This is a genomic window from Streptomyces sp. NPDC087300 (assembly GCF_044744425.1).
Lineage (GTDB): Bacteria > Actinomycetota > Actinomycetes > Streptomycetales > Streptomycetaceae > Streptomyces.
Genome location: NZ_JBIUYI010000002.1, coordinates 953,029 through 973,337, shown reverse-complemented (window position 1 = coordinate 973,337; position 20,309 = coordinate 953,029). Strand labels below are relative to the sequence as shown.

At 71.3% G+C, this 20,309-nt stretch carries 18 protein-coding genes and 1 pseudogene; 10 read left to right on the top strand and 9 right to left on the bottom strand.

The window, feature by feature from the left end; genetic code table 11:
* Positions 1-51 precede the first annotated feature (51 nt).
* On the bottom strand, positions 52-576 hold the full coding sequence (locus tag ACIO9J_RS09905) for a GNAT family N-acetyltransferase (protein ID WP_401995290.1): 525 nt from the start codon (positions 574-576) through the stop codon (positions 52-54).
* 76 nt (positions 577-652) lie between these two features.
* Between ACIO9J_RS09905 and ACIO9J_RS09900 the strand changes: the two genes are divergently transcribed.
* From ACIO9J_RS09900 to ACIO9J_RS09885, 4 genes and pseudogenes are all read left to right on the top strand, one after another.
* Positions 653-1,261, top strand: coding sequence for a CDP-alcohol phosphatidyltransferase family protein (locus tag ACIO9J_RS09900; protein ID WP_401995287.1), 609 nt, complete (start codon positions 653-655; stop codon positions 1,259-1,261).
* Positions 1,258-2,121 (top strand): phosphatidate cytidylyltransferase, encoded by an 864-nt coding sequence (locus tag ACIO9J_RS09895; protein ID WP_401995284.1) that lies wholly within the window; start codon positions 1,258-1,260, stop codon positions 2,119-2,121. Before ACIO9J_RS09900 ends, ACIO9J_RS09895 begins: the two co-directional genes overlap by 4 nt.
* 233 nt (positions 2,122-2,354) lie before the next feature.
* Positions 2,355-3,548 (top strand): annotated as a pseudogene (locus tag ACIO9J_RS09890) (lysophospholipid acyltransferase family protein); the annotation flags it as partial.
* Between the two features lie 103 nt (positions 3,549-3,651).
* A complete protein-coding gene (locus ACIO9J_RS09885; protein ID WP_401995281.1) occupies positions 3,652-4,374 on the top strand; it encodes a nitroreductase family protein in 723 nt (240 codons plus the stop codon).
* Here ACIO9J_RS09885 and ACIO9J_RS09880 read toward each other — a convergent pair.
* Entirely contained in the window at positions 4,353-5,474 is a 1,122-nt protein-coding gene (locus tag ACIO9J_RS09880) for an alkene reductase (protein ID WP_401995278.1), read from the bottom strand. The two genes, ACIO9J_RS09885 and ACIO9J_RS09880, sit on opposite strands and share 22 nt — an antisense overlap.
* A gap of 135 nt (positions 5,475-5,609) precedes the next feature.
* On the opposite strand from ACIO9J_RS09880, the gene ACIO9J_RS09875 reads away from it, so the two are divergent.
* From ACIO9J_RS09875 to bla, 3 genes are all read left to right on the top strand, one after another.
* On the top strand, positions 5,610-5,969 hold the full coding sequence (locus ACIO9J_RS09875; protein ID WP_401995275.1) for a MerR family transcriptional regulator: 360 nt from the start codon (positions 5,610-5,612) through the stop codon (positions 5,967-5,969).
* A gap of 113 nt (positions 5,970-6,082) precedes the next feature.
* Complete coding sequence (locus tag ACIO9J_RS09870) at positions 6,083-6,958, top strand: alpha/beta fold hydrolase (RefSeq protein ID WP_401995272.1); 876 nt, start codon at positions 6,083-6,085, stop codon at positions 6,956-6,958.
* Positions 6,959-7,010: 52 nt separating this feature from the next.
* On the top strand, positions 7,011-7,901 hold the full coding sequence (gene bla / locus ACIO9J_RS09865) for a class A beta-lactamase (RefSeq protein ID WP_401995269.1): 891 nt from the start codon (positions 7,011-7,013) through the stop codon (positions 7,899-7,901).
* An 86-nt stretch (positions 7,902-7,987) separates the two neighbouring features.
* Here the strand turns inward: bla and pruA are convergent, their stop codons facing one another.
* Positions 7,988-9,619: an L-glutamate gamma-semialdehyde dehydrogenase gene (gene pruA / locus ACIO9J_RS09860; RefSeq protein WP_401995266.1), complete on the bottom strand. Its 1,632-nt coding sequence runs from the start codon at positions 9,617-9,619 to the stop codon at positions 7,988-7,990.
* A 47-nt stretch (positions 9,620-9,666) separates the two neighbouring features.
* On the bottom strand, positions 9,667-10,593 hold the full coding sequence (locus tag ACIO9J_RS09855) for a proline dehydrogenase family protein (RefSeq protein ID WP_401995264.1): 927 nt from the start codon (positions 10,591-10,593) through the stop codon (positions 9,667-9,669).
* A gap of 162 nt (positions 10,594-10,755) precedes the next feature.
* Between ACIO9J_RS09855 and ACIO9J_RS09850 the strand changes: the two genes are divergently transcribed.
* Positions 10,756-11,961: a PucR family transcriptional regulator gene (locus ACIO9J_RS09850; protein ID WP_401995261.1), complete on the top strand. Its 1,206-nt coding sequence runs from the start codon at positions 10,756-10,758 to the stop codon at positions 11,959-11,961.
* A 95-nt stretch (positions 11,962-12,056) separates the two neighbouring features.
* Entirely contained in the window at positions 12,057-12,410 is a 354-nt protein-coding gene (locus ACIO9J_RS09845) for a hypothetical protein (RefSeq protein ID WP_401995258.1), read from the top strand.
* A gap of 105 nt (positions 12,411-12,515) precedes the next feature.
* On the opposite strand, the gene ACIO9J_RS09840 is transcribed toward ACIO9J_RS09845, so the two are convergent.
* Positions 12,516-13,103, bottom strand: a complete 588-nt coding sequence (locus tag ACIO9J_RS09840) for a TetR/AcrR family transcriptional regulator (protein ID WP_401995255.1) — start codon at positions 13,101-13,103, stop codon at positions 12,516-12,518.
* A gap of 97 nt (positions 13,104-13,200) precedes the next feature.
* On the opposite strand from ACIO9J_RS09840, the gene ACIO9J_RS09835 reads away from it, so the two are divergent.
* Positions 13,201-14,754 carry an MFS transporter gene (locus tag ACIO9J_RS09835; RefSeq protein ID WP_401995252.1) on the top strand — a complete coding sequence of 518 codons (1,554 nt, stop codon included), beginning with the start codon at positions 13,201-13,203 and terminating at the stop codon, positions 14,752-14,754.
* Positions 14,755-14,869: 115 nt separating this feature from the next.
* Here the strand turns inward: ACIO9J_RS09835 and serA are convergent, their stop codons facing one another.
* The 4 genes from serA to ACIO9J_RS09815 all read right to left on the bottom strand — a co-directional run bounded on the left by serA (position 14,870) and on the right by ACIO9J_RS09815 (position 20,264).
* Entirely contained in the window at positions 14,870-16,474 is a 1,605-nt protein-coding gene (gene serA / locus ACIO9J_RS09830; RefSeq protein WP_401995249.1) for a phosphoglycerate dehydrogenase, read from the bottom strand.
* Between the two features lie 285 nt (positions 16,475-16,759).
* Positions 16,760-17,758 (bottom strand): ketol-acid reductoisomerase, encoded by a 999-nt coding sequence (ilvC, locus tag ACIO9J_RS09825; RefSeq protein WP_401995247.1) that lies wholly within the window; start codon positions 17,756-17,758, stop codon positions 16,760-16,762.
* Positions 17,759-17,859: 101 nt separating this feature from the next.
* Positions 17,860-18,387: an acetolactate synthase small subunit gene (gene ilvN, locus ACIO9J_RS09820; protein ID WP_401995244.1), complete on the bottom strand. Its 528-nt coding sequence runs from the start codon at positions 18,385-18,387 to the stop codon at positions 17,860-17,862.
* Between the two features lie 29 nt (positions 18,388-18,416).
* Positions 18,417-20,264 carry an acetolactate synthase large subunit gene (locus ACIO9J_RS09815; protein ID WP_401995241.1) on the bottom strand — a complete coding sequence of 616 codons (1,848 nt, stop codon included), beginning with the start codon at positions 20,262-20,264 and terminating at the stop codon, positions 18,417-18,419.
* Positions 20,265-20,309: the final 45 nt, after the last annotated feature.

Genomic DNA, 20,309 nt, shown 5'->3' with positions numbered 1-20,309 from the left:
TCCCCGTCCGGACCAGCGGATGTCCCCGTCCGGACCGGCGGGTGTCCCCGTCTAGTAGACGTCCCCGTCCCGCCAGTCGATGAGCAGGTCGTACGTCGGGTCGAGGTGCGCGCCCCACAGCATCGGCGGGTCCTCGTCCGGCAGCAGCCGCATGCCCTCAGGGCTGAGCGTGCCCACCCCGCCCTTCCACTCCTGCCAGCCGTGCGCGATGTAGAGCCGCTGGCCCTCGTCGGACGCGGAGAGCGCCCCCAAGTCGTACGCCCTGTCGATGATCCGCTCCAGCGCGGTCATCACCTGTCCGCCGAACCCCTGCCGCTGCCGGTCGGGCCGGACCGCGACCGCCTCGACGTAACCGACGCGCAGCGAACGGCCGTTGTGCAGGATCCGGCGCTGGACCACGGCGCCCTGCGCCACCAGCTCCCCGGCGTCGTCGCGCACCAGGGCGTGCATGCCGCCGAGGCCGTGCTCCCAGGATTGGTCGCTGAAGTCGTCGAAGGCCGCGTCGAGGAGGCGGCGGGCGTCCAGCAGGTCGTGCCGGGTCAAGTCGCCGGTGTGGGCGGTACGCAGGGTGGTCACGCGACCACCGTACTCAGGGCACGGATGAGTACGCACCCCGATTCGCCCACTGCCGTCCGGCGGCAGAGTCGATGCCATGAACGGCCTCTACGCTCTCAAGCCCTGGTACGCGGACAAGTTGTCCGGCGCGCGTGCCGCCCTGGTCCGCCGCGAGGTGTCGCCCGACGCCCTCACGGCGGCAGGCGTGGTGTGCGCGGCGGGCGCGGGTGCCGCGCTGGCCTGGCTGCCGGCTCCGGTGGCGGCGCTGCCGGTCGCGGCGCTGCTCGCCGCGCGCCTGGCCTTCGCCAACCTGGACGGCGCGCTGGCCCGCGACACGGGCCGCACCACCCGCAGGGGCGCGCTCCTCAACGAACTCGGCGACCGTGCCGCCGACTTGCTCGTCCTCGCCGGTTTCCTGACGCTCGCCCCGCTGTGGCTGGTGGCGACGGCGGGCCTCGCGGCGACGCTGCCGTCCTGGGTGTCGCTGGCGGGCGCGGCGGCGGGCGCCGACCGGCTCAACGGCGGCCCGGTCGGCAAGACGGAGCGCTGCGCGCTGGTCGTGGTGGCGGCGGTGTCCAGCTGGGCGGTGCCGGTACTCATGGTGCTCGCGGCGGGCTCGGCCGTGACGGCGCTGCTCCGACTGGCCCGACTCTGGGCCGAGTTGGGCCGGACAGTCACCAGCGTCCCTTCCCGGACCGCGCGATGAGCGCGGCGTTCCTGGCCGGTGAGGCGGCGGGGCGGGCGGTGCCCGTGGTGGCGGGGGTGCTCGGGGCGGGCGGGGTCGCGGTGGCGGCGCTGCCCTCACGGGTGCGGATGCGGGCCGAACTGCGCAGGCGCTGGCGGACGTGGGCGCTCGCGGCGCCGCTCTTCCTCGGGGCGTTCTTCCTCGGCACGGCGGGAACGTTCGCGCTCGCGGCGGCCCTCGGCGCGGTCGCCGTCGGCGAGTACGCGCGGATGGCCGCGCTGCCCCGGGGCGAACGGGCGGTCCTCACCGCGGCGGCCGTGGCGCTGCCCGCTCTGGCGTGGGCCGCGCCCGGACTCCTCGGCCTGCGGACGGCGGGCCTGCTCCTGCTCGCCGCATCAGCGGTCGCGCTCCTCTCCTCCGACACCTCGACGGGCTTCACGCGCGCGTGCCGCACGGCGTTCGGCCTGCTGTGGATCCCCGTCCCGCTGACGGGCCTGGTGCTGCTCGGCGACACGGCGGTGGCGGTGGGCGTCGCGGTGGCGTTCGGCGACGTGGGCGCGTGGTGCGGCGGCACGACGCTGGGCCGCGCCGGTCCGCTCTCCCGCCCCCTGTCCCCGCTCTCGCCCAACAAGACCTGGGCGGGTGTCGCGGGCGCGACGGCGGCGACGGCCGCGGCGCTGGCCGCGGTAGGCGCGTTCGATCCGGTCCTGTGGGCGGCGGTCCTGGCGGGCTGCGTGACCGGCGACCTCCTGGAGTCGATGGTCAAACGCGAGTCGGGCGTCAAGGACGCAGGCACCTGCCTCCCCGGCTTCGGCGGCCTCCTGGACCGCATCGACTCCCTGCTGGTGGCCCTACTGATGGCGATGGCGGTGACGCTGTGAGGAATTCGGCGGGTGCGGGGACTGGGGCGAGTTCAGCTAGCCTGACGGCTGCGGCGAATTCAACTCCCCCGGCAGCAGCGGCAAATTCAGCCCACCCGACGGCCGGGGCGAATTCAACTTCCCCGACGGCGGGGGCAAATTCAGCTCGCCCGACGGCCGAGGCAAATCCAGTTAGCCCGACGGCGGGGGCAAATTCAGCCCGTCCGGCGTTTGAGGACCGGGGTCCGGGGCGGAGCCCCGAGTCAGCGCCCCGGAGCCGATCACCGAGGCGGAGCCACACCGCGGCTCTGCGCCAAGCCCTCTGGTGGACCCTCCTCACCCTCACCGGCGGCATCACCCGCAAGGGACGGCTCCCGCGCAGCGGATGCGTCGTCGTCGCCAACCACACCTCGCACGCCGACACCGCCGCCCTGCTCGCCGCCCTGGACGCCCGCCACTCCCCCACGATCGGCGCGGCCGCCGACTACTGGTTCGCCTCGCCCTGGCGCCGCCGGATCTGCAGCCGTCTCGCCGCGGGCTTCCCTGTCCGGCGCACCGGAGGCGGCATGTCCGACCTGCTGGCGCGCGCCGACGACCTGCGCGCGGGACGGGCCGTGGTGCTCTTCCCCGAGGGCACCCGCGCACGAGCGGGGGAACTCGGCTCCTTCCACCGGGGCGCCCTCGTCCTCGCGGAGCACGCGCGCGTGCCGGTGGTCCCGGTCGGCATCGCGGGCACGGACCGGCTGCTGCCCAAGCACGGCAGGCTGCGCCCCGCCCTCGTACGGGTCACCATCGGCGAGCCGCTGCCCGCGTCGGCCACGCCGGAGCAGGCGCGCGACGCGGTGGCCGCGCTGCAACGCCGTACGGCGGACGAGCCGTTGAAGGACTCCGCCGCGCGCAGGTGGACCGCCGCGGCCGTCGGTGCGCGGCGCGGCCTCCTGCTCGCCTTCCTCTGGGCGTGCGCGGAGGCGCTGAGCTGGCCGTTGATGCCCGAGCTGTTCCTCGCGGTCGCGTGCGTCGCGATGCCGCGCCGGTCCCTGAAGCTGTCACTCGCGGCACTCGCGGGCAGCCTGGCGGGCGGTTTGCTCGCACTTCAACTGGCCGCCGCAGGAATGCAGTTGCCGCAGCCACTGACGACGGAACGGATGCGGGCCGAGGTGCGGCACGAGCTGTCGGCGGAGTCGGCGGCGGCCGTCCGCCACCAGCCCTGGAACGGCATCCCCTTCAAGGTGTACGCGCGGGAGGCGGGCCGCGCCGACGTCCCGGCGTCCGACTGGCTGGCCCGCTCCGCCCTCTCGCGCGGCTCCCGCACCCTCACCGTGGGCCTGGCCTTCGGCGCGTTCGGGTTCCTCGCGCACCGGTTCCGACGGCTCTACGGCTGGTATCTGGTGCTGCTGTGCGGCGGTTTCACGCTCGGGCTGTCCCTGATCGTCACGGGCTGGAGCTGACCGGCACCGCCCTCGCCCCACCCCCGCCCCCCCCTCCGGACCGCTGTCTCGAATTGGTCTGCACCATGGCGCCCCCACCCTCCTTCGCCGCAGAATCTGACCCATGTCTGAGACCCAGCACGAGCACGAGCACGAGCAGCGGGAGTGGACGCCCATCCACGGCGAGTCCTACCACTCCGTTCCGTACCGCCCGCACCGTATGCCCGAGGCCGAATCCCTGGCCCACTCCGCCGAGTTGCGCGACCGGATGCGCGAGCGGCGCACGGTGCGGCAGTTCGCGAAGGACCCGGTGCCCCCGCAGGTGGTGCGGGACGCCATCGCGTGCGCGGCGACCGCACCGTCCGGCGCGCACCAGCAGCCGTGGACGTTCGTCCTCGTCCAGGACGCCGACATCCGCCGCCGCATCCGCGAGGCCGCCGAGCACGAGGAGCGGATCTCCTACGACGGCCGGCTCGGCGAGGAGTGGCTCGCCGCGCTCCGGCCGCTCGGCACGGACGAGGTGAAGCCGCACCTGACGGACGCGCCCGCGCTGATCGTCGTCTTCCAGCAGCGCTACTGGCTGGGCGAGGACGGCACCAAGCACAAGCACTACTACGTCGACGAGTCGGTCGGCATCGCCGTCGGGATGCTCCTGTCCGCCCTGCACCTGTCGGGCCTGGCCGCGCTGATCCACACGCCGAGCCCGATGCGGTTCCTCTCGCAGGTGCTCGGCAGGCCGGAGAACGAGAAGGCGTTCGCGGTGATCCCGGTGGGCTATCCGGCGGCGGACTGCCAAGTGCCCGACCTGGTGCGCAAATCCCTCGATCAGGTGCTCGTGGAGGTCTGACCGGCCGTCGCCAACTCCCGCTCCAGGAAGGGGTAGTCGGTGTATCCGCGCGCACCGTTGGTGTAGAGGTGGGTGGCGTCGATCTCCTGGAGCGGGGCGCCCGCCGCGAGGCGTGCGGGCAGGTCGGGGTTGGAGATGAACGCCCTCCCGTACGAGACGAGGTCGGCGAGGCCGGACGCGAGGACGGCCTCGCCCGCCTCGCGTGTCGTCGGTGCGCCGTTCTCCCCGACGTTGCCGATGAGCAGGCCGTGCCAGCGCGGGCGCAGGTCGGCGAGGGCCGGATAGCCGTCGTTGTCGGTGAGGTGCAGGTAGGCGAGGCCGAGCCCGTCGATCTCGTCGAGCAGTGCGCGGTAGACGGGCCCGGGGTCGGCCTCGGCCATGCCGAACTGCGGGTTGCCCGGCGAGAGCCGCAGGCCGAGCCGCTCGGCGCCGATGGCGTCGGCGACGGCGCGCACCACCTCGACGGCGAAGCGGATGCGGTCGGCGATCGACCCCTTGCCGTACTCGTCGTCGCGCAGATTGGTGTTGTCGGCGAGGAACTGGTGGATCAAGTAGCTGTTGGCGCCGTGCAGTTCGACCCCGTCGAAGCCGGCCTCGACGGCGTTGCGGGCGGCGGCCACGAAGTCCCGGACGGCGGTGTGGATGTCGTCGCGGGTCATCTCGCGCGGGGCGACGTAGTCGGGCTTGCTGCCGTCGGGGCCGTGCGCGTGTCCTGGCGGGGTCACGGCGGAGGGGGCGAGCGGCAGGTCGCCGTCGATGCGGGCCAGCGGGTGGCCGTTGCGGCCGCCGTGCATCAGCTGGGCGTAGATCCGGCCGCCCGCGGCGTGCACGGCGTCGGTGACCCGCCGCCAGCCCTCGACGTGCGCCGCGGTCTCCAGGCCCGGGTAGCGCCAGCCGCTCTGGCCGCGACTGCTGGGCCAGATGCCCTCGGTGACGATGAGCCCGGCGCTCGCGCGCTGGGCGTAGTGCTCGGCGACGACGGGCAGCGGGGTGCCGTCGTCCGCGGCGCGGGCCCGGGTCATCGGGGCCATCACGACGCGGTTGGGGAGGAGGCCGATGGGGCCTGCGGAATAGGGGGCGAGAAGCGCGGTGTTCGTCATGCCGGAACGGTAGAAGCTGACACCGGTGTCAGATTCAAGTGCGATTCCGCCGACCGGCACAGAGGCCGACACAGGGATCGGCACACGGACCGGCACAGAGACCGGCACACGGACGCGGACGAGGGAGTACGGGACATGAGGATCGGCGAGCTGGCGAAGCGTACCGCCGTGAGCGAGCGCTCCCTGCGCTATTACGAGCAGCAGGGCCTCCTCCACGCGGACCGCACACCGGGCGGCCACCGCGACTACCCGGAGGCCGCGGTCGACCGCGTCGTCCACATCCAGGAGCTGTTCGCGGCGGGCCTGTGCAGCGCGAAGATCGTCCAACTCCTGCCGTGCATGCGGGACAAGGACGGCGGTCCCGCCGCGTCCGCCACGCCCTGGCTGGTGGACGAGCTGACCGAGGAGCGCGCCAGGATCGACCGCCAGGTCGAGGACCTGCTACGGGCCCGCCAAGTCCTCGACGAGGTCATCACGGCGGCCACGGGGGCCTGACCCTCCCTCACCCACCCAACTCCCATAACCCTTAAAGGCATCTTGACCGGTTAGCCGAAGGCGTGCTCTACTCGGCCTATCGCAACCACCAAAATGAACTTGAGGGGTTAGACGTGACGAGCATCCACCACCGCTCCACCACCGTCCGCGGCCACGAGGTCTTCTACCGCGAAGCGGGCCCCGCCGACGCCCCCGCCCTCCTCCTGCTGCACGGCTTCCCGACCAGTTCGCACATGTTCCGCGACCTGCTGCCGCTGCTCGCGGACCGCTACCGCGTGATCGCCCCCGACCACATCGGCTTCGGCCGCTCGGCGGCGCCGTCCACCGACACCTTCACGTACACCTTCGCCGAACTCGCCGCGCTCACCGCCGAGTTCACCGAACGGATCGGCCTGACCTCCTTCGCCCTGTACGTCCAGGACTACGGCGCCCCGATCGGCCTGCGCCTCGCCCTCACCCACCCCGAGCGCGTCACGGCGATCGTCACGCAGAACGGCAACGCGTACGAGGAAGGTCTCGGCGCACAGGCCTGGGCCCCCGTTCTCGCCTACATCGCGGATCCGACCGAGGAGACCGCCGCGCCCGTCCGGGAGATCCGCTCCCCGGAGGGCATCAAGTGGCAGTACACGCAGGGAGTTTCGGACCAGAGCCTGCTGAACCCCGACGCCTGGGACCACGACGCCGCGCTGATGGCGCGCGAGGGCCAGGACGCGATCCAGCTCTCCTTGATGGGTGACTACGGCAGCAACATCGAGCTGTACCCGGCCTTCCAGGCCTGGTTCCGCGAGAGCCAGGTGCCGCTGCTCGCCGTCTGGGGCGCCGGTGACGAGATCTTCGTGCCGGCGGGCGCCCTCGCCTTCCGCCGCGACCTCCCGGACGCCGAGGTGCACCTGCTGCCCACCGGTCACTTCGCCCTGGAGACGCACGCCGCGCAGATCGCCGGGCTGATCGACGGCTTCCTGGCCCGGCACCTCCTCGTCGCCGCCTGACGGCCCGGCCACCCCCGCCGGGACCGCGGCACCGCCCGGTACGGTCGGGATCATGAACTCGATCCCTTCCCGCAGGACGCTCCTCGGCGCCGCGGCCGCGACCCCGTTACTCCTGTCGATGCCCGCCGCCGCGCACGCGACGGCGGCCGCGCCCGGCGTCCGGCAGCGGCTGCGCGAGCTCGAAGAGGCCTACCCCGGGCGCATCGGCGTCCACGCCCTGCACACCGGCACCGGCGCCACCGTCGGCTACCGCGCGAACGAACGCTTCGCGATCGCCTCCACGTTCAAGGTGCTGGCCGCGGGCGCGATCCTGCGCCGGGCCCGCGAACAGGAACCCGGGCTGCTCGACGTCCTGGTCAGGTACGGGCGCGACGACCTCGTCGACTACTCGCCGCGCACCGAGCTGCACCTCGAAACCGGCATGACCGTACGGGAGTTGTGCGACGCCACCCTCACCTACAGCGACAACTCCGCCGCCAATCTGCTGATGCGGCGCATCGGCGGCCCGGCCGGCATCACCGCGTTCGCCCGCTCGCTCGGCGACTCCCACACCCGGCTCGACCGGTGGGAGACCGACCTCAACACCAACATCCCCGGCGACCGGCGCGACACGACGACCCCGGCGGCGATGACCGCGAACCTGCGCGCGCTCACCCTCGGCGACGCCCTCCACCCGCGCGACCGCGACCAGCTGATCCGCTGGCTCCTGGAGAACACCACCGGCGACAAGCGCATCAGGGCCGGGCTCCCGAAGGACTGGCGGGTCGGCGACAAGACCGGGTCGCCCGCCTACGGAGGGGTCAACGACGTCGCCGTCGCCTGGCCGCCCAAGCGGGCGCCGCTGGTCGTCTCCGTCTACACCACCCGGCTCGACCCGGACACGCCCGGCGAGGACCGGATCGCCGAGGACATCACCCGGATCGTGGTCGACGCGCTGGGCTGACCCCGGAAAAGACACCGCCTCCGATCGGGGTGGGGCCCAGATCGGAGGCGGGGTTCAGGGGCGGGCCCGAGGGCCCGTGGCGGGCGTCAGCCCATGTGCGGGTAGCCGTAGTCGGTCGGCGGGACCAGCGTCTCCTTGATGGCGCGGGTCAGCGTCCACCGCTGGAGGTTCTGCGGGGCACCGGCCTTGTCGTTGGTGCCGGAGGCACGGCCGCCGCCGAAGGGCTGCTGGCCGACGACGGCGCCGGTCGACTTGTCGTTGATGTAGAAGTTGCCCGCGGCGTAGCGGAGCTTCTCCATCGTGTGCGCGGCGGCGGCGCGGTCGTTGGAGATGACCGAACCGGTGAGCGCGTAGTCCGAGGCCGACTCCATCTGCTCCAGCACGGCGTCGTACTGGTCGTCCTCGTAGACGTGCACGGCGAGGAACGGGCCGAAGTACTCGGTCTTGAAGACCTCGTTCTCCGGGTCGGAGCACTCGACGACGGTCGGGCGCACGAAGTAGCCCACCGAGTCGTCGTAGGTGCCGCCCGCGACGATGGTGCAGGAGGCGTCGGCCTTGGCGCGGTCGATGGCCGCCTTGTTCTTGGCGAACGCGCGCTCGTCGATGACGGCGCCGATGAAGTTCGTCAGGTCGGTGACGTCACCCATCTTGATGCCGTCGACCTCGGCCGCGAACTCCTCCTTGAAACCGTCGTTCCAGATGGAGGCCGGGACGTAGGCGCGCGAGCTCGCGGAGCACTTCTGGCCCTGGAACTCGAAGGAGCCGCGGGTCAGCGCGGTCTTCAGGACGGCGCGGTCCGCGGACGGGTGCGCGACGACGAAGTCCTTGCCGCCCGTCTCGCCGACGAGGCGCGGGTAGGTGCGGTAGTTCGCGATGTTCTCGCCGACCGTCTTCCACAGGTGCTGGAAGGTCGGGGTCGAGCCGGTGAAGTGGATGCCGGCCAGGTCGCGGTGGGTGAGGGCGACCTCGGAGACCGCGATGCCGTCGCCGGTGACCAGGTTGATGACGCCCTTGGGCAGACCGGCCTCCTCCAGGAGCTGCATGAGCAGCACGGCGGCGTGGGTCTGCGTCGGGGACGGCTTCCACACGACCACGTTGCCCATCAGGGCCGGGGCGGTCGGCAGGTTGCCCGCGATGGCGGTGAAGTTGAACGGCGTGATCGCGTAGACGAAGCCCTCGAGCGGGCGGTGGTCCAGGCGGTTCCAGACGCCGGTGGAGTTCGCCGGGGGCTGCTCGGCGAGCAGGTCACGGGCGTACTTCACGTTGAAGCGCCAGAAGTCGACGAGCTCGCACGGGGTGTCGATCTCGGCCTGCTGGGCGGTCTTGGACTGGCCGAGCATCGTGGAGGCGGCCAGCGTCTCGCGCCACGTCGTGGAGAGCAGCTCGGCGGCGCGCAGGATGATCGCGGCGCGGTCGTCGAAGGACATCGCGCGCCAGGCGGGGGCGGCGGCCAGCGCGGCGTCGACCGCGTCCTGGGCGTCCTGCTTGGTGGCGCCGCGGCCGGTGCCGATGACGGCCTTGTGGTTGTGCGGCTGCACGACCTGGAAGGGCTCGCCGCCACCGAGGCGCTTGACGCCGCCGATGGTCATGGGCAGCTCGATCGGGTTCTCGGCGAGCTCCTTGAGCTTGCTCTCGAGACGGGCACGCTCCGGGGAGCCGGGGGCGTAGCCGTGGACCGGCTCGTTGACCGGGGCGGGGACCTGGGTCACAGCGTCCATGAGTTCCTGAGCTCCTTTGTGCGGGGGCTTTGTACGGGTCGGGCGGCTCAGCCCTTGGTGAGGATGGAGCGGGCGAAGAAGAGCAGGTTGGCCGGCTTCTCCGCGAGACGGCGCATGAAGTAGCCGTACCAGTCGGTGCCGTAGGCGGTGTAGACGCGCATGCGGTGGCCCTCGGCGGCGAGCCGCAGGTGCTCCTCGCTGCGGATGCCGTACAGCATCTGGAATTCGTACTCGTCCAGCTTGCGCCCTGCGCGCCGTCCGAGCTCCTGCGCGATGGAGATGAGGCGCGGGTCGTGGGACCCGATCATCGGGTACCCGTCACCCTCCATGAGGATGCGCATGATCCGCACGTACGCCTTGTCGATCTCGGCCTTGTCCTGGAAGGCGACCTCGGCGGGCTCCTTGTAGGCGCCCTTCACGATGCGCACGCGGCTGCCCGCGGCGGCCAGGCGGCGGGCGTCGTCCTCGGTGCGGAAGAGGTACGACTGGATGACGCAGCCGGTCTGCGGGAAGTCCTTCCGCAGCTCCTCGTGGATGGCGAACATCGAGTCGAGGGTGGTGTGGTCCTCGGCGTCCAGGGTGACCGTGGTGCCGATGGCGGCGGCGGCCTCGACGACCGGGCGCACATTGGCGAGGGCCAGCTCGTGGCCGCCCTCCAGGGCCTGGCCGAACATCGACAGCTTCACGGACATCTCGGCCTTGGTGCCGAGGCCGAGGTCCTTCAAACGCTCGACGAGCTCCAGGTAGGCGTCGCGCGCGGCGTGCGACTGCTCGACCGTGGTGATGTCCTCGCCGACCACGTCGAGGGTGACTTCCAGGCCCTTGTCGGCGGCGTCCACGATGATCGGCACCACCTGGTCGACCGACTCACCGGCGATGAACCGGTCGACGACCTGCTTGGTGCCCGGGGCCGCCGAGACGAAACGGCGCATCTTGTCGCTGCGCGACGCGGCGAGGATCACGGGACCCAGCACGGGGCACCTCCACGGGTGTACGAAAGCGGGTGCCCTACCGGCATAGCCCTACATAGGGGGAATGCGGCGGTACGGCACGGAGAACCACCGTGAAATTTAAGGATCCCTCCGATCCTGGGCCATCGACAGCTGTCACGCATCCGTGCCCTGGATCTCAGACATATGTCTGAAGGATCCGGCGGGCTGCGTGAGAATGGAGGGGTGAAGGGTGATTACCAAGAACTGGTCGACGAGATCTCGGCGCTGCTCGGCGCCCCGGCGACCCTGGAGAACCGCGATTTCGAGCTGATCGCGTTCGGCGCGCACGAGGGCGGGGCCGACGGCGACAGCGGCTTCGACGCGACCGTCCTCGACCCGGTCAGGACCCGCTCGATCCTGACCCGGCGCTCCACGGCCGAGGTCCGCGCCTGGTTCGAGGGCTTCGGCATCACCCGTGCCACCGGCCCCGTGCACATCCCGCCCACCCCGGAGGCGGGCGTCTACCGCGGCCGCATCTGCCTTCCCGTACGCCATCGCGGCTTCGCCCTGGGATACGTCTGGCTGCTCGACGACGACCCGGGCCCCAGCGCGCAGCAGCTGACCGCGGCCCTGGAGGTGGCGACCCGGATCGGCGCGCTCCTTGCCGACGAGGCACAGGCGGGCGCGGACCTGACCCGCGAGTTCCGGGCGGTCCTGACGGCCGAGCGCGGCTGGCAGCGGGACATGGCGGTGGCCGCCCTGCGCACCGCGCTCGGCGCCCGAGGCGAGGGCCTGCACGCGGTGGTGTGCGTGGCGCCCTGGCCGTCGGCCGACCCGGAAGGCGCCCCCGCGGCCCGCACGGTGCCCGGCGCGGCGGCGGTCTGCACGGTGCCGTGGGGCACGGCGGGCCAGTCCCTCGCGGCCCTGGTGCGGCTGCGCTCGGCGGACGTCCTGGCCCCCGCGCACACCGCGGCCGCCCGCCTCCTGGAGAGCGCGCGGGGCGCCACCGCGGGGATCGCGGGCGCCAGGCACGGCCTGGAGGATCTGGGGGCGGCCTGGTGGGAGGCGTCGGGCGCGGCCCGCGCGGCGCTCGCGGAGCGGCGTTTCGGCCCGGTGGCGCAGTGGTCGGACGTGGGCCCCTTCCGGCTCCTGACGGCGCTGCCCCCGGAGGCCGCGCACGACCCGGTGGGCACCCAGCTCCTGAGTCCCGCCCACCGCGAACTGGCGCGCACCGCCGAGGTGTTCCTGGACTGCGCGGGCCAGGCGGGGCGCGCGGCGGCGGAGTTGGGCATCCACCGCCAGACGCTCTACTACCGGCTGTCCCGCGTAGAGCAGCTCACCGGCGTCGATCTGGACGAGGGCGAGGACCGTCTGCTGCTGCACATGGTGCTGAAGTCGTCACGACTGTAAGGACCGCGCAACGAACGATTACGGCCATGATCGCGGGGCGGTACGGTTCTCCCCGTCCGAACAACCGTCCCCCCACATGGGAGAACGAACACCTCATGAAGTTCAGGCTGTTGGCCCCCGCGGTCGCCTTCTCCGCCGTAGCGCTCGTCGGCACCACCCTCGCCACGGGCGGCACCGCCGTCGCCGCGACGAAGCCCGACTGCTCGCGCGGCATCACCAACGTTCCGGCCAAGGAGACCGTCAAGCTCCGCACCCACGCCAAGACGAGCGCCACCGCCGTCGGCCAGTGGAACAAGGGCAAGAAGGGCTTCCTCTGCCACGACGGCGCGTTCTTCAAGGGCGGGTCGTACAACCTCTGCGGCAAGAAGAGCAACAAGTGGCTGTACGCCATGCCGTACAGCAGCAACAAGAAGGGCTACGTCCCCGCCGCCTGCATCAAGTGGTCGTAACCACCGACTGACACCGCGCACCCGGAGCCGCACCTCGGTCGGCCCCGGGTGCGCGTGCGTGTACTCCCAGGCCACCCGCCCGAACGCGCCGACTCCGCACCGCTCTTACGAAGTCGAGGCCGCGCGGGCCATCACGCGCCGCATTCCCTCGGTGAGCTGCTCGGCGCTGGTCGCCGTCTCGGGATCGAAGAGCCACTGGACGAGCAGGCCGTTGAGCAGGATCGAGTAGAACCGGCCCTCGGCCTCCACCACGTCGTCGGGGACGGCGCTCTCCCGGACGCCGGTGAAGATCGAGGCGAGCCCCCTGCGCCCCTCCACCTGGGCCTTGGCGAGCAGTTCACGGACCCCGGCGAGCCGGTCCCCCTGGGTGATGACCTCCAGGTTGAGCATCCAGAGCGACCGGGACTCCGGGAACGAGCGGATGACGCCGGCCCAGGCCTCCTCGAAGCGCTCGAACGAGCCGACCTCCCCCCCACCACCGCCGGGCGGCGCGTCCCCGAAGGCGCCGGTCATCTCCTCGATGAGCGCGAGGAACGCCTCGACCAGGAGCGCGTCCTTCGAGCCGTAGTGGTAGCCGATGGACGCGAGGTTGGTCCCTGACTCCTTCACGATCTCGCGGGCCGTCGTGCGGACGAACCCTTTCTCCAGCAGGCAGCGCTTCGCGCCTTCGAGCAGATCTTCACGGTGTCCCATGCGAGCCACCCTACTCCCGGTCCATACACCTGTCCCAGACCAGCGTTTTACACATCCGTACTAGACAACCGTTTATGACGTCCGTACAGTTCTCTGCATGACGAACTCGACGCACGAACAAGCGAATTCGGCGGTCCCGGAGCGCGCGGGCCGCAAGGAGTGGACCGCCCTCGCCGTCCTGATGCTGCCGCTGCTGCTGGTCTCGATGGACGTCTCGGTCCTCTACTTCGCGGTCCCCGCGATCAGCGCCGACCTGGAGCCGAGCGGCACCCAGCAGCTCTGGATCTTCGACATCTACGCGTTCGTGCTCGCCGGACTCCTGATGACGATGGGCTCGCTCGGCGACCGGATAGGCCGCCGCAAGCTCCTCATGGCCGGTGCCGTCGCCTTCGGCGCGGCCTCCCTGACCGCCGCGTACGCCAACAGCGCCGAGCTGCTCATCGCCGCCCGCGCCGTCCTCGGCATCGGCGGCGCGACCCTGATGCCCTCGACGATGGCCCTGGTCCGCACGATGTTCCGCGACGCGGGACAGCGCGCGAAGGCGATCGGCATCTGGAGCGGCGTCATGGTCGCCGGCATCGCGCTCGGCTCGGTGATGAGCGGCATCCTCGTCGAACACTTCTGGTGGGGCTCGGTCTTCCTGGTCAACCTGCCCGCGATGGTGCTGCTCCTGGTCCTCGCGCCGGTCCTGATCCCGGAGTCCAAGGACCCGAAGCCGGGCCGCTTCGACCTGCTGAGCGTGCCGCTCTCGCTGGCCGCCGTGCTGCCCGTCGTCTACGGCCTCAAGGAGATCGCCGCCGAGGGCGTCGAGACCGCCTACGTCGTCTCGCTGCTCGTCGGTCTCGTCTTCGCCGCCCTGTTCGTCCAGCGCCAGCGCACCGCGGCCTCCCCGCTGATCTCGCCCGCCCTCTTCCGCGGCCGCGGCTTCGCCCCCGCGGTCCTGCTGAACCTGGTCGCGTCCCTGGCGATGATGGGCTCGGCGTACTTCACCACGCAGTACCTGCAGTCGGTGCTCGGCAAGAGCGCGCTGGAGGCCGCGCTGTGGGCCCTGCTGCCCTCGGTCCCGATCGGCTTCGCGGCACCCGTCGCCACGGCCCTGGTGCAGCGCGGCGTCAACCGCGCCTCCGTCGTCGCCACCGGCTTCGTCGTCTCGGCGGGCGGCTACGGCCTGCTCACCCAGACCGACACCGACTCGATGTGGATCGCCCTCACCGCGGCCTCCCTGCTCGCCTGCGGCGCGGTCGTCATCGGCTCCCAGCTCACCGACCTGGCCCTCGGCTCGGTCCCCACCGAGAAGGCGGGCTCCGCCTCCTCACTCCTGGAGACGGGACAGGAGTTCGGCGGCGCGCTCGGCATGGCCCTGCTCGGCGCCATCGGCAACGCGGTCTACCGCAACGAGATCCCGGACTCGGCCCCGGCCGAGGCCCACGAGACCCTCGGCGGCGCGCTCGCGGTGGCCGGGCACCTGCCGGACGAGGCGGCCTCCGCGCTGACCACCGCGGCCAGGGAAGCGTTCACCAGCGGCATGCACGTCGCCGCGCTCGCGGGCGCCGCGGTCCTGATCGCCTCCGCGGTCCTCGCGGCGGTGACGCTGCGCCGGGTGATCCCCGCGCAGACCCCGGCGCCCGAGCGGGAGAAGGCGCTGGTCTGAGACCACGCGACGAGAAACGCCGGACGGGCTGGAGGAAGTTCTCCAGCCCGTCCGGCGTTCGCGTACGCGTCCGGCTCAGCCGGTGAGCCACGGCGACCGAAGTCGCCGCCCGCCCCTAGTCCGTGAGGTCGACGCCCCGCGCGGACTCCGCGCCGATCTCCACCGACAGCTCGTTGAGCACCGCCTGCGGCACCGTGTCGTCCACGGTGAGGACGGCCAGCGCCTCGCCGCCCACGTCGGCGCGGGCGACCTGCATGCCGGCGATGTTGATGCCCGCCTCGCCGAGCACCCGGCCCACCGTGCCGACGACACCGGGACGGTCCGCGTACCGCAGGACGACCATGTGGTCGGCGAGCGCCAGGTCCACGTCGTACTCACCGATGGCGACGATCTTCTGGAGGTGCTTGGGACCGGCCAGCGTGCCGGAGACGGCGATCTCCTCGCCACCGGAGAGCGTGCCGCGCACGGTGACCACGTTGCGGTGGTCGGGCGACTCGGAGCTGGTGGTGAGCCGGACCTCGACACCGCGCTCCTGCGCGAACAGCGGCGCGTTCACGTACGACACGGTCTCGTCGACGACGTCCTCGAACACGCCCTTGAGCGCGGAGAGTTCGAGCACCTTCACGTCGTGCTGGGTGATCTCGCCGTACACCTCGACGTCGAGCCGGGCGGCGACCTCGCCCGCGAGGGCGGTGAAGATCCGGCCGAGCTTCTCGGCGAGCGGCAGACCGGGGCGCACGTCCTCGGCGATGACACCGCCCTGCACGTTCACGGCGTCCGGCACGAGCTCGCCGGCGAGCGCCAGGCGCACCGACTTGGCGACCGCGATGCCCGCCTTCTCCTGCGCCTCGTCCGTGGAGGCGCCGAGGTGCGGGGTGCAGACGACCTGGTCGAACTGGAAGAGCGGGGAGTCCGTGCAGGGCTCCTTCGCGTACACGTCGAGACCGGCACCGGCGACGCGGCCCTCCTTGAGGGCGGAGTGCAGCGCCTCCTCGTCGACGATCCCGCCGCGCGCGGCGTTCACGATGCGGACGGTCGGCTTGACCTTGTGCAGCGCCTCGTCACCGATGAGACCGAGGGTCTCGGGGGTCTTGGGCAGGTGCACGGTGATGAAGTCCGAGACCTCCAGGAGCTCGTCGAGCGAGAGCACCTTCACGCCCATCTGCGCGGCGCGCGCGGGCTGCACGTACGGGTCGTAGGCGACGACCTTCATGCCGAAGGCGCTCATGCGCTGCGCGACCAGGGCACCGATGCGGCCGAGGCCGACGACGCCGAGGGTCTTCTCGGCGAGCTCGACGCCCGTGTACTTGGAGCGCTTCCACTCGCTGTTCTTCAGCGCGGTGTTGGCCTGCGGGATGTTGCGCGCGGTGGCCAGCAGGAGGCCGCAGGCGAGCTCGGCGGCCGTGACGATGTTCGAGGTCGGTGCGTTCACGACCATCACGCCGGCCTTGGTGGCGGCGGACACGTCGACGTTGTCCAGGCCCACGCCCGCGCGGGCGACGACCTTCAGCTTCTTGGCGGCGGCGATGGCCTCCGCGTCGACCTTGGTCGCGGAGCGGACCAGGATCGCGTCGACGTCGGCGATCGCGGGGAGCAGCTCGGCGCGGTCCGCGCCGTTGCACTGGCGGATCTCGAAGTCCGGGCCCAGGGCGTCGACGGTGGCGGGCGACAGCTCTTCAGCGATGAGTACGACGGGTTTGCCGTTGGCAGCGTTGCTCACGTGAGTCCTCACAAGTCCATTGCGGACGGCCGTCCCGACGGCCGCAGGCGGTGGAGGGTGCTAGCCGCGTGGAAGACGCACGACGCTGTGGGCCCGACGCGAATGTTGAACAGCAGTGTAGTGGCGTGCTGGGACCACTCTTCCCGGTCGGGAGGAAATCACCCGCACGGGGAGAATCAGCCCTCCGGCTCAACACGAGAGGGGACCAGGAATCAGCCCCTCCGGCGATTGAGGAGCGGGGTCCGGGGCGGAGCCCCGAGGCATCAGCCCCGGACCCGAGCAACTTCACTCCTCGTCGTTGACCCAAGACATGAGCTTGCGCAGCTCCTTGCCCGTGGTCTCCAGGAGGTGGTTCTCGTCCTGGGTCTTGTACTCGTTGTACTTCTTCAGACCGCCGTGGTACTCGTCCATCCACTGCTTGGCGAAGGTGCCGTCCTGGATCTCGGCGAGGACCTTCTTCATCTCGGCCTTGGTGGCGTCCGTGATGATGCGCGGGCCGGTGACGTAGTCGCCCCACTCCGCGGTCTCGGAGATCGACCAGCGCATCTTCTCCAGGCCGCCCTCGTACATGAGGTCCACGATCAGCTTCAGCTCGTGGAGGCACTCGAAGTACGCGATCTCCGGCTGGTAACCGGCCTCGGTCAGGGTCTCGAAGCCCGCCTTGACCAGCGCCGCGGTACCACCGCAGAGCACGGCCTGCTCGCCGAACAGGTCGGTCTCGGTCTCCTCGGTGAAGGTCGTCTTGATGACGCCCGCACGCGTGCCGCCGATGCCCTTGGCGTACGAGAGGGCCAGCGCGAAGCCCTTGCCGGTCGCGTCCTGCTCCACGGCCGCGATACACGGAACGCCGCGGCCCTCCTCGTACTGACGGCGGACCAGGTGGCCCGGACCCTTGGGGGCGACCATGCAGACGTCGACGCCCTCGGGGGCCTTGATGAAGCCGAAGCGGATGTTCAGGCCGTGGCCGAAGAACAGCGCGTCGCCGTCCTTGAGGTTGTCCTTGATGGACTCCTCGTAGACCTGGGCCTGGATCGGGTCCGGCACCAGGATCATGATGACGTCGGCCTCGGCGGCGGCCTCCGAGGGGGTCACCACGCGCAGGCCCTGCTCCTCGGCCTTGGCCTTGGACTTGGAGCCCTCGTGCAGACCGACGCGGACGTCGACACCCGAGTCACGGAGCGACAGCGCGTGGGCGTGGCCCTGGCTGCCGTATCCGATGACCGCGACCTTGCGGCCCTGGATGATGGACAGGTCGGCGTCGTCGTCGTAGAACAGCTCGGCCACTGGGAATCTCCTATGTGTGCTGGTGTTGCGTCCCACCGTACGGCGGGCGGGGGAAAGGAAGTCTGCCGGTCTCGCCATGCGGTCCGGATCCGGCTGTCGAGCTATGCGGTGCGGTCGAGTGCCCGCAGGCTGCGGTCGGTGATGGAGCGGGAGCCGCGGCCGATCGCGATCGTGCCGGACTGGACGAGCTCCTTGATGCCGAAGGGCTCCAGCATCTTGAGCATGGCCTCCAGCTTGTCGCTGCTGCCGGTGGCCTCGATGGTGACGGCCTCCGGGGAGACGTCCACGGTCTTGGCGCGGAACAGCTGGACGATCTCGACGATCTGCGAGCGGGTCTCGTTGTCGGCGCGGACCTTCGCGAGGACGAGTTCGCGGCCGACGGCCGCGCCCGGCTCCAGTTCGACGATCTTCAGGACGTTGACCAGCTTGTTGAGCTGCTTGGTGACCTGTTCGAGCGGCAGGTCCGCGACGTTCACGACGATGGTGATGCGTGAGATGTCGGGGTGCTCGGTGACGCCCACGGCGAGGGAGTCGATGTTGAAGCCGCGGCGGGAGAACAGGGCGGTGATCCGGGCGAGGACACCGGGCTTGTTCTCGACCAGGACGGAGAGCGTGTGCTTGGTGGACATGACTGAAGGTCTCTCTTTCGCTCTCGGTCTCAGTCGTCTTCGTTGTCGCCGAAGTCGGGGCGGACGCCCCGGGCCGCCATGACCTCGTCGTTCGAGGTGCCGGCCGCGACCATCGGCCAGACCTGGGCGTCCTCGTGGACGATGAAGTCGACCACGACGGGCCGGTCGTTGATGGCGTTCGCCTCGGCGATGACCTTGTCCAGGTCCTCGGGCCGCTCGCAGCGCAGCGCCACACAGCCCATCGCCTCGGACAGCTTCACGAAGTCGGGGACGCGCGTGCCCTTGTTGGGGCCGATGTCGTCGGGACCGCTGTGCAGGACGGTGTTGGAGTAACGCTGGTTGTAGAAGAGCGTCTGCCACTGGCGGACCATCCCGAGGGCGCCGTTGTTGATGATGGCGACCTTGATCGGGATGTTGTTCAGGGCGCAGGTGGTCAGTTCCTGATTGGTCATCTGGAAGCAGCCGTCGCCGTCGATCGCCCAGACGGTGCGCTCGGGCTGTCCGGCCTTGGCGCCCATCGCGGCCGGGACCGCGTAGCCCATCGTGCCCGCGCCACCGGAGTTGAGCCAGGTCGCCGGCTTCTCGTACTGGATGAAGTGCGCGGCCCACATCTGGTGCTGGCCGACGCCCGCCGCGAAGATCGTGCCGTCGGGGGCCAGTTGACCGACGCGCTCGATGACCTGCTGCGGCGAGAGCGAGCCGTCCTCGGGCTGGGTGTAGCCGAGGGGGTAGGTGTCGCGCCAGCGGTTGAGGTCGCTCCACCAGGCGGTGTAGTCGCCGGTGTGGCCCTCGTTGTGCTCGGCCTGGACGGCCTGGACCAGGTCGGCGATGACCTCGCGCGCGTCGCCCACGATCGGCACGTCGGCGGCGCGGTTCTTGCCGATCTCCGCGGGATCGATGTCGGCGTGGACGATCTTCGCGAACGGCGCGAAGCTGTCCAGCTTGCCGGTGACGCGGTCGTCGAAGCGGGCTCCGAGGGCGACGATCAGGTCGGCCTTCTGCAGCGCGGTGACGGCGGTGACCGCACCGTGCATGCCCGGCATTCCCACGTGCAGCTCGTGACTGTCGGGGAATGCGCCGAGCGCCATCAGTGTGGTGGTGACGGGCGCTCCGGTGAGCTCTGCCAGGACCTTCAACTCGGCGGTGGCCCGCGCCTTCAGGACGCCGCCGCCGACGTACAGGACCGGCCGCTTGGCGGCGGTGATCAGCTTGGCGGCCTCGCGGATCTGCTTGGCGTGCGGCTTGGTCACCGGGCGGTAGCCGGGCAGGTCCTGGGTGGGCGGCCAGGTGAAGGTGGTCCGCGCCTGGAGGGCGTCCTTGGCGATGTCGACCAGGACGGGACCCGGGCGGCCCGTGGAGGCGATGTGGAAGGCCTCCGCGATGGTCCGCGGGATGTCCTCGGCCTTGGTGACCAGGAAGTTGTGCTTGGTGATCGGCATCGTGATGCCGACGATGTCCGCCTCCTGGAAGGCGTCGGTGCCGATCGCCTTGGAGGCCACCTGGCCGGTGATCGCGACCATCGGGACGGAGTCCATGTGGGCGTCGGCGATCGGGGTGACCAGGTTGGTGGCGCCGGGACCGCTCGTCGCCATGCAGACGCCGACCTTGCCGGTGGCCTGCGCGTATCCGGTGGCCGCGTGACCCGCGCCCTGCTCGTGCCTGACCAGGACGTGCCGCACCCGGGTGGAGTCCATCATCGGGTCGTACGCGGGAAGGATGGCGCCGCCGGGAATGCCGAACACCGTGTCGGCCCCGACTTCCTCGAGAGAACGAATGAGGGACTGCGCACCCGTGACGTGCTCGACGGGGGCGGACTGCTGTCCTGAGGTTCGGGGCCGCGGCTGCGGATGGTGGGCCCCGGTGGCCTGCTCGGTCATCGGCATTCTCTTCTCGAAGCTGAGGGTTTTTGCGGGGTGTTTGCG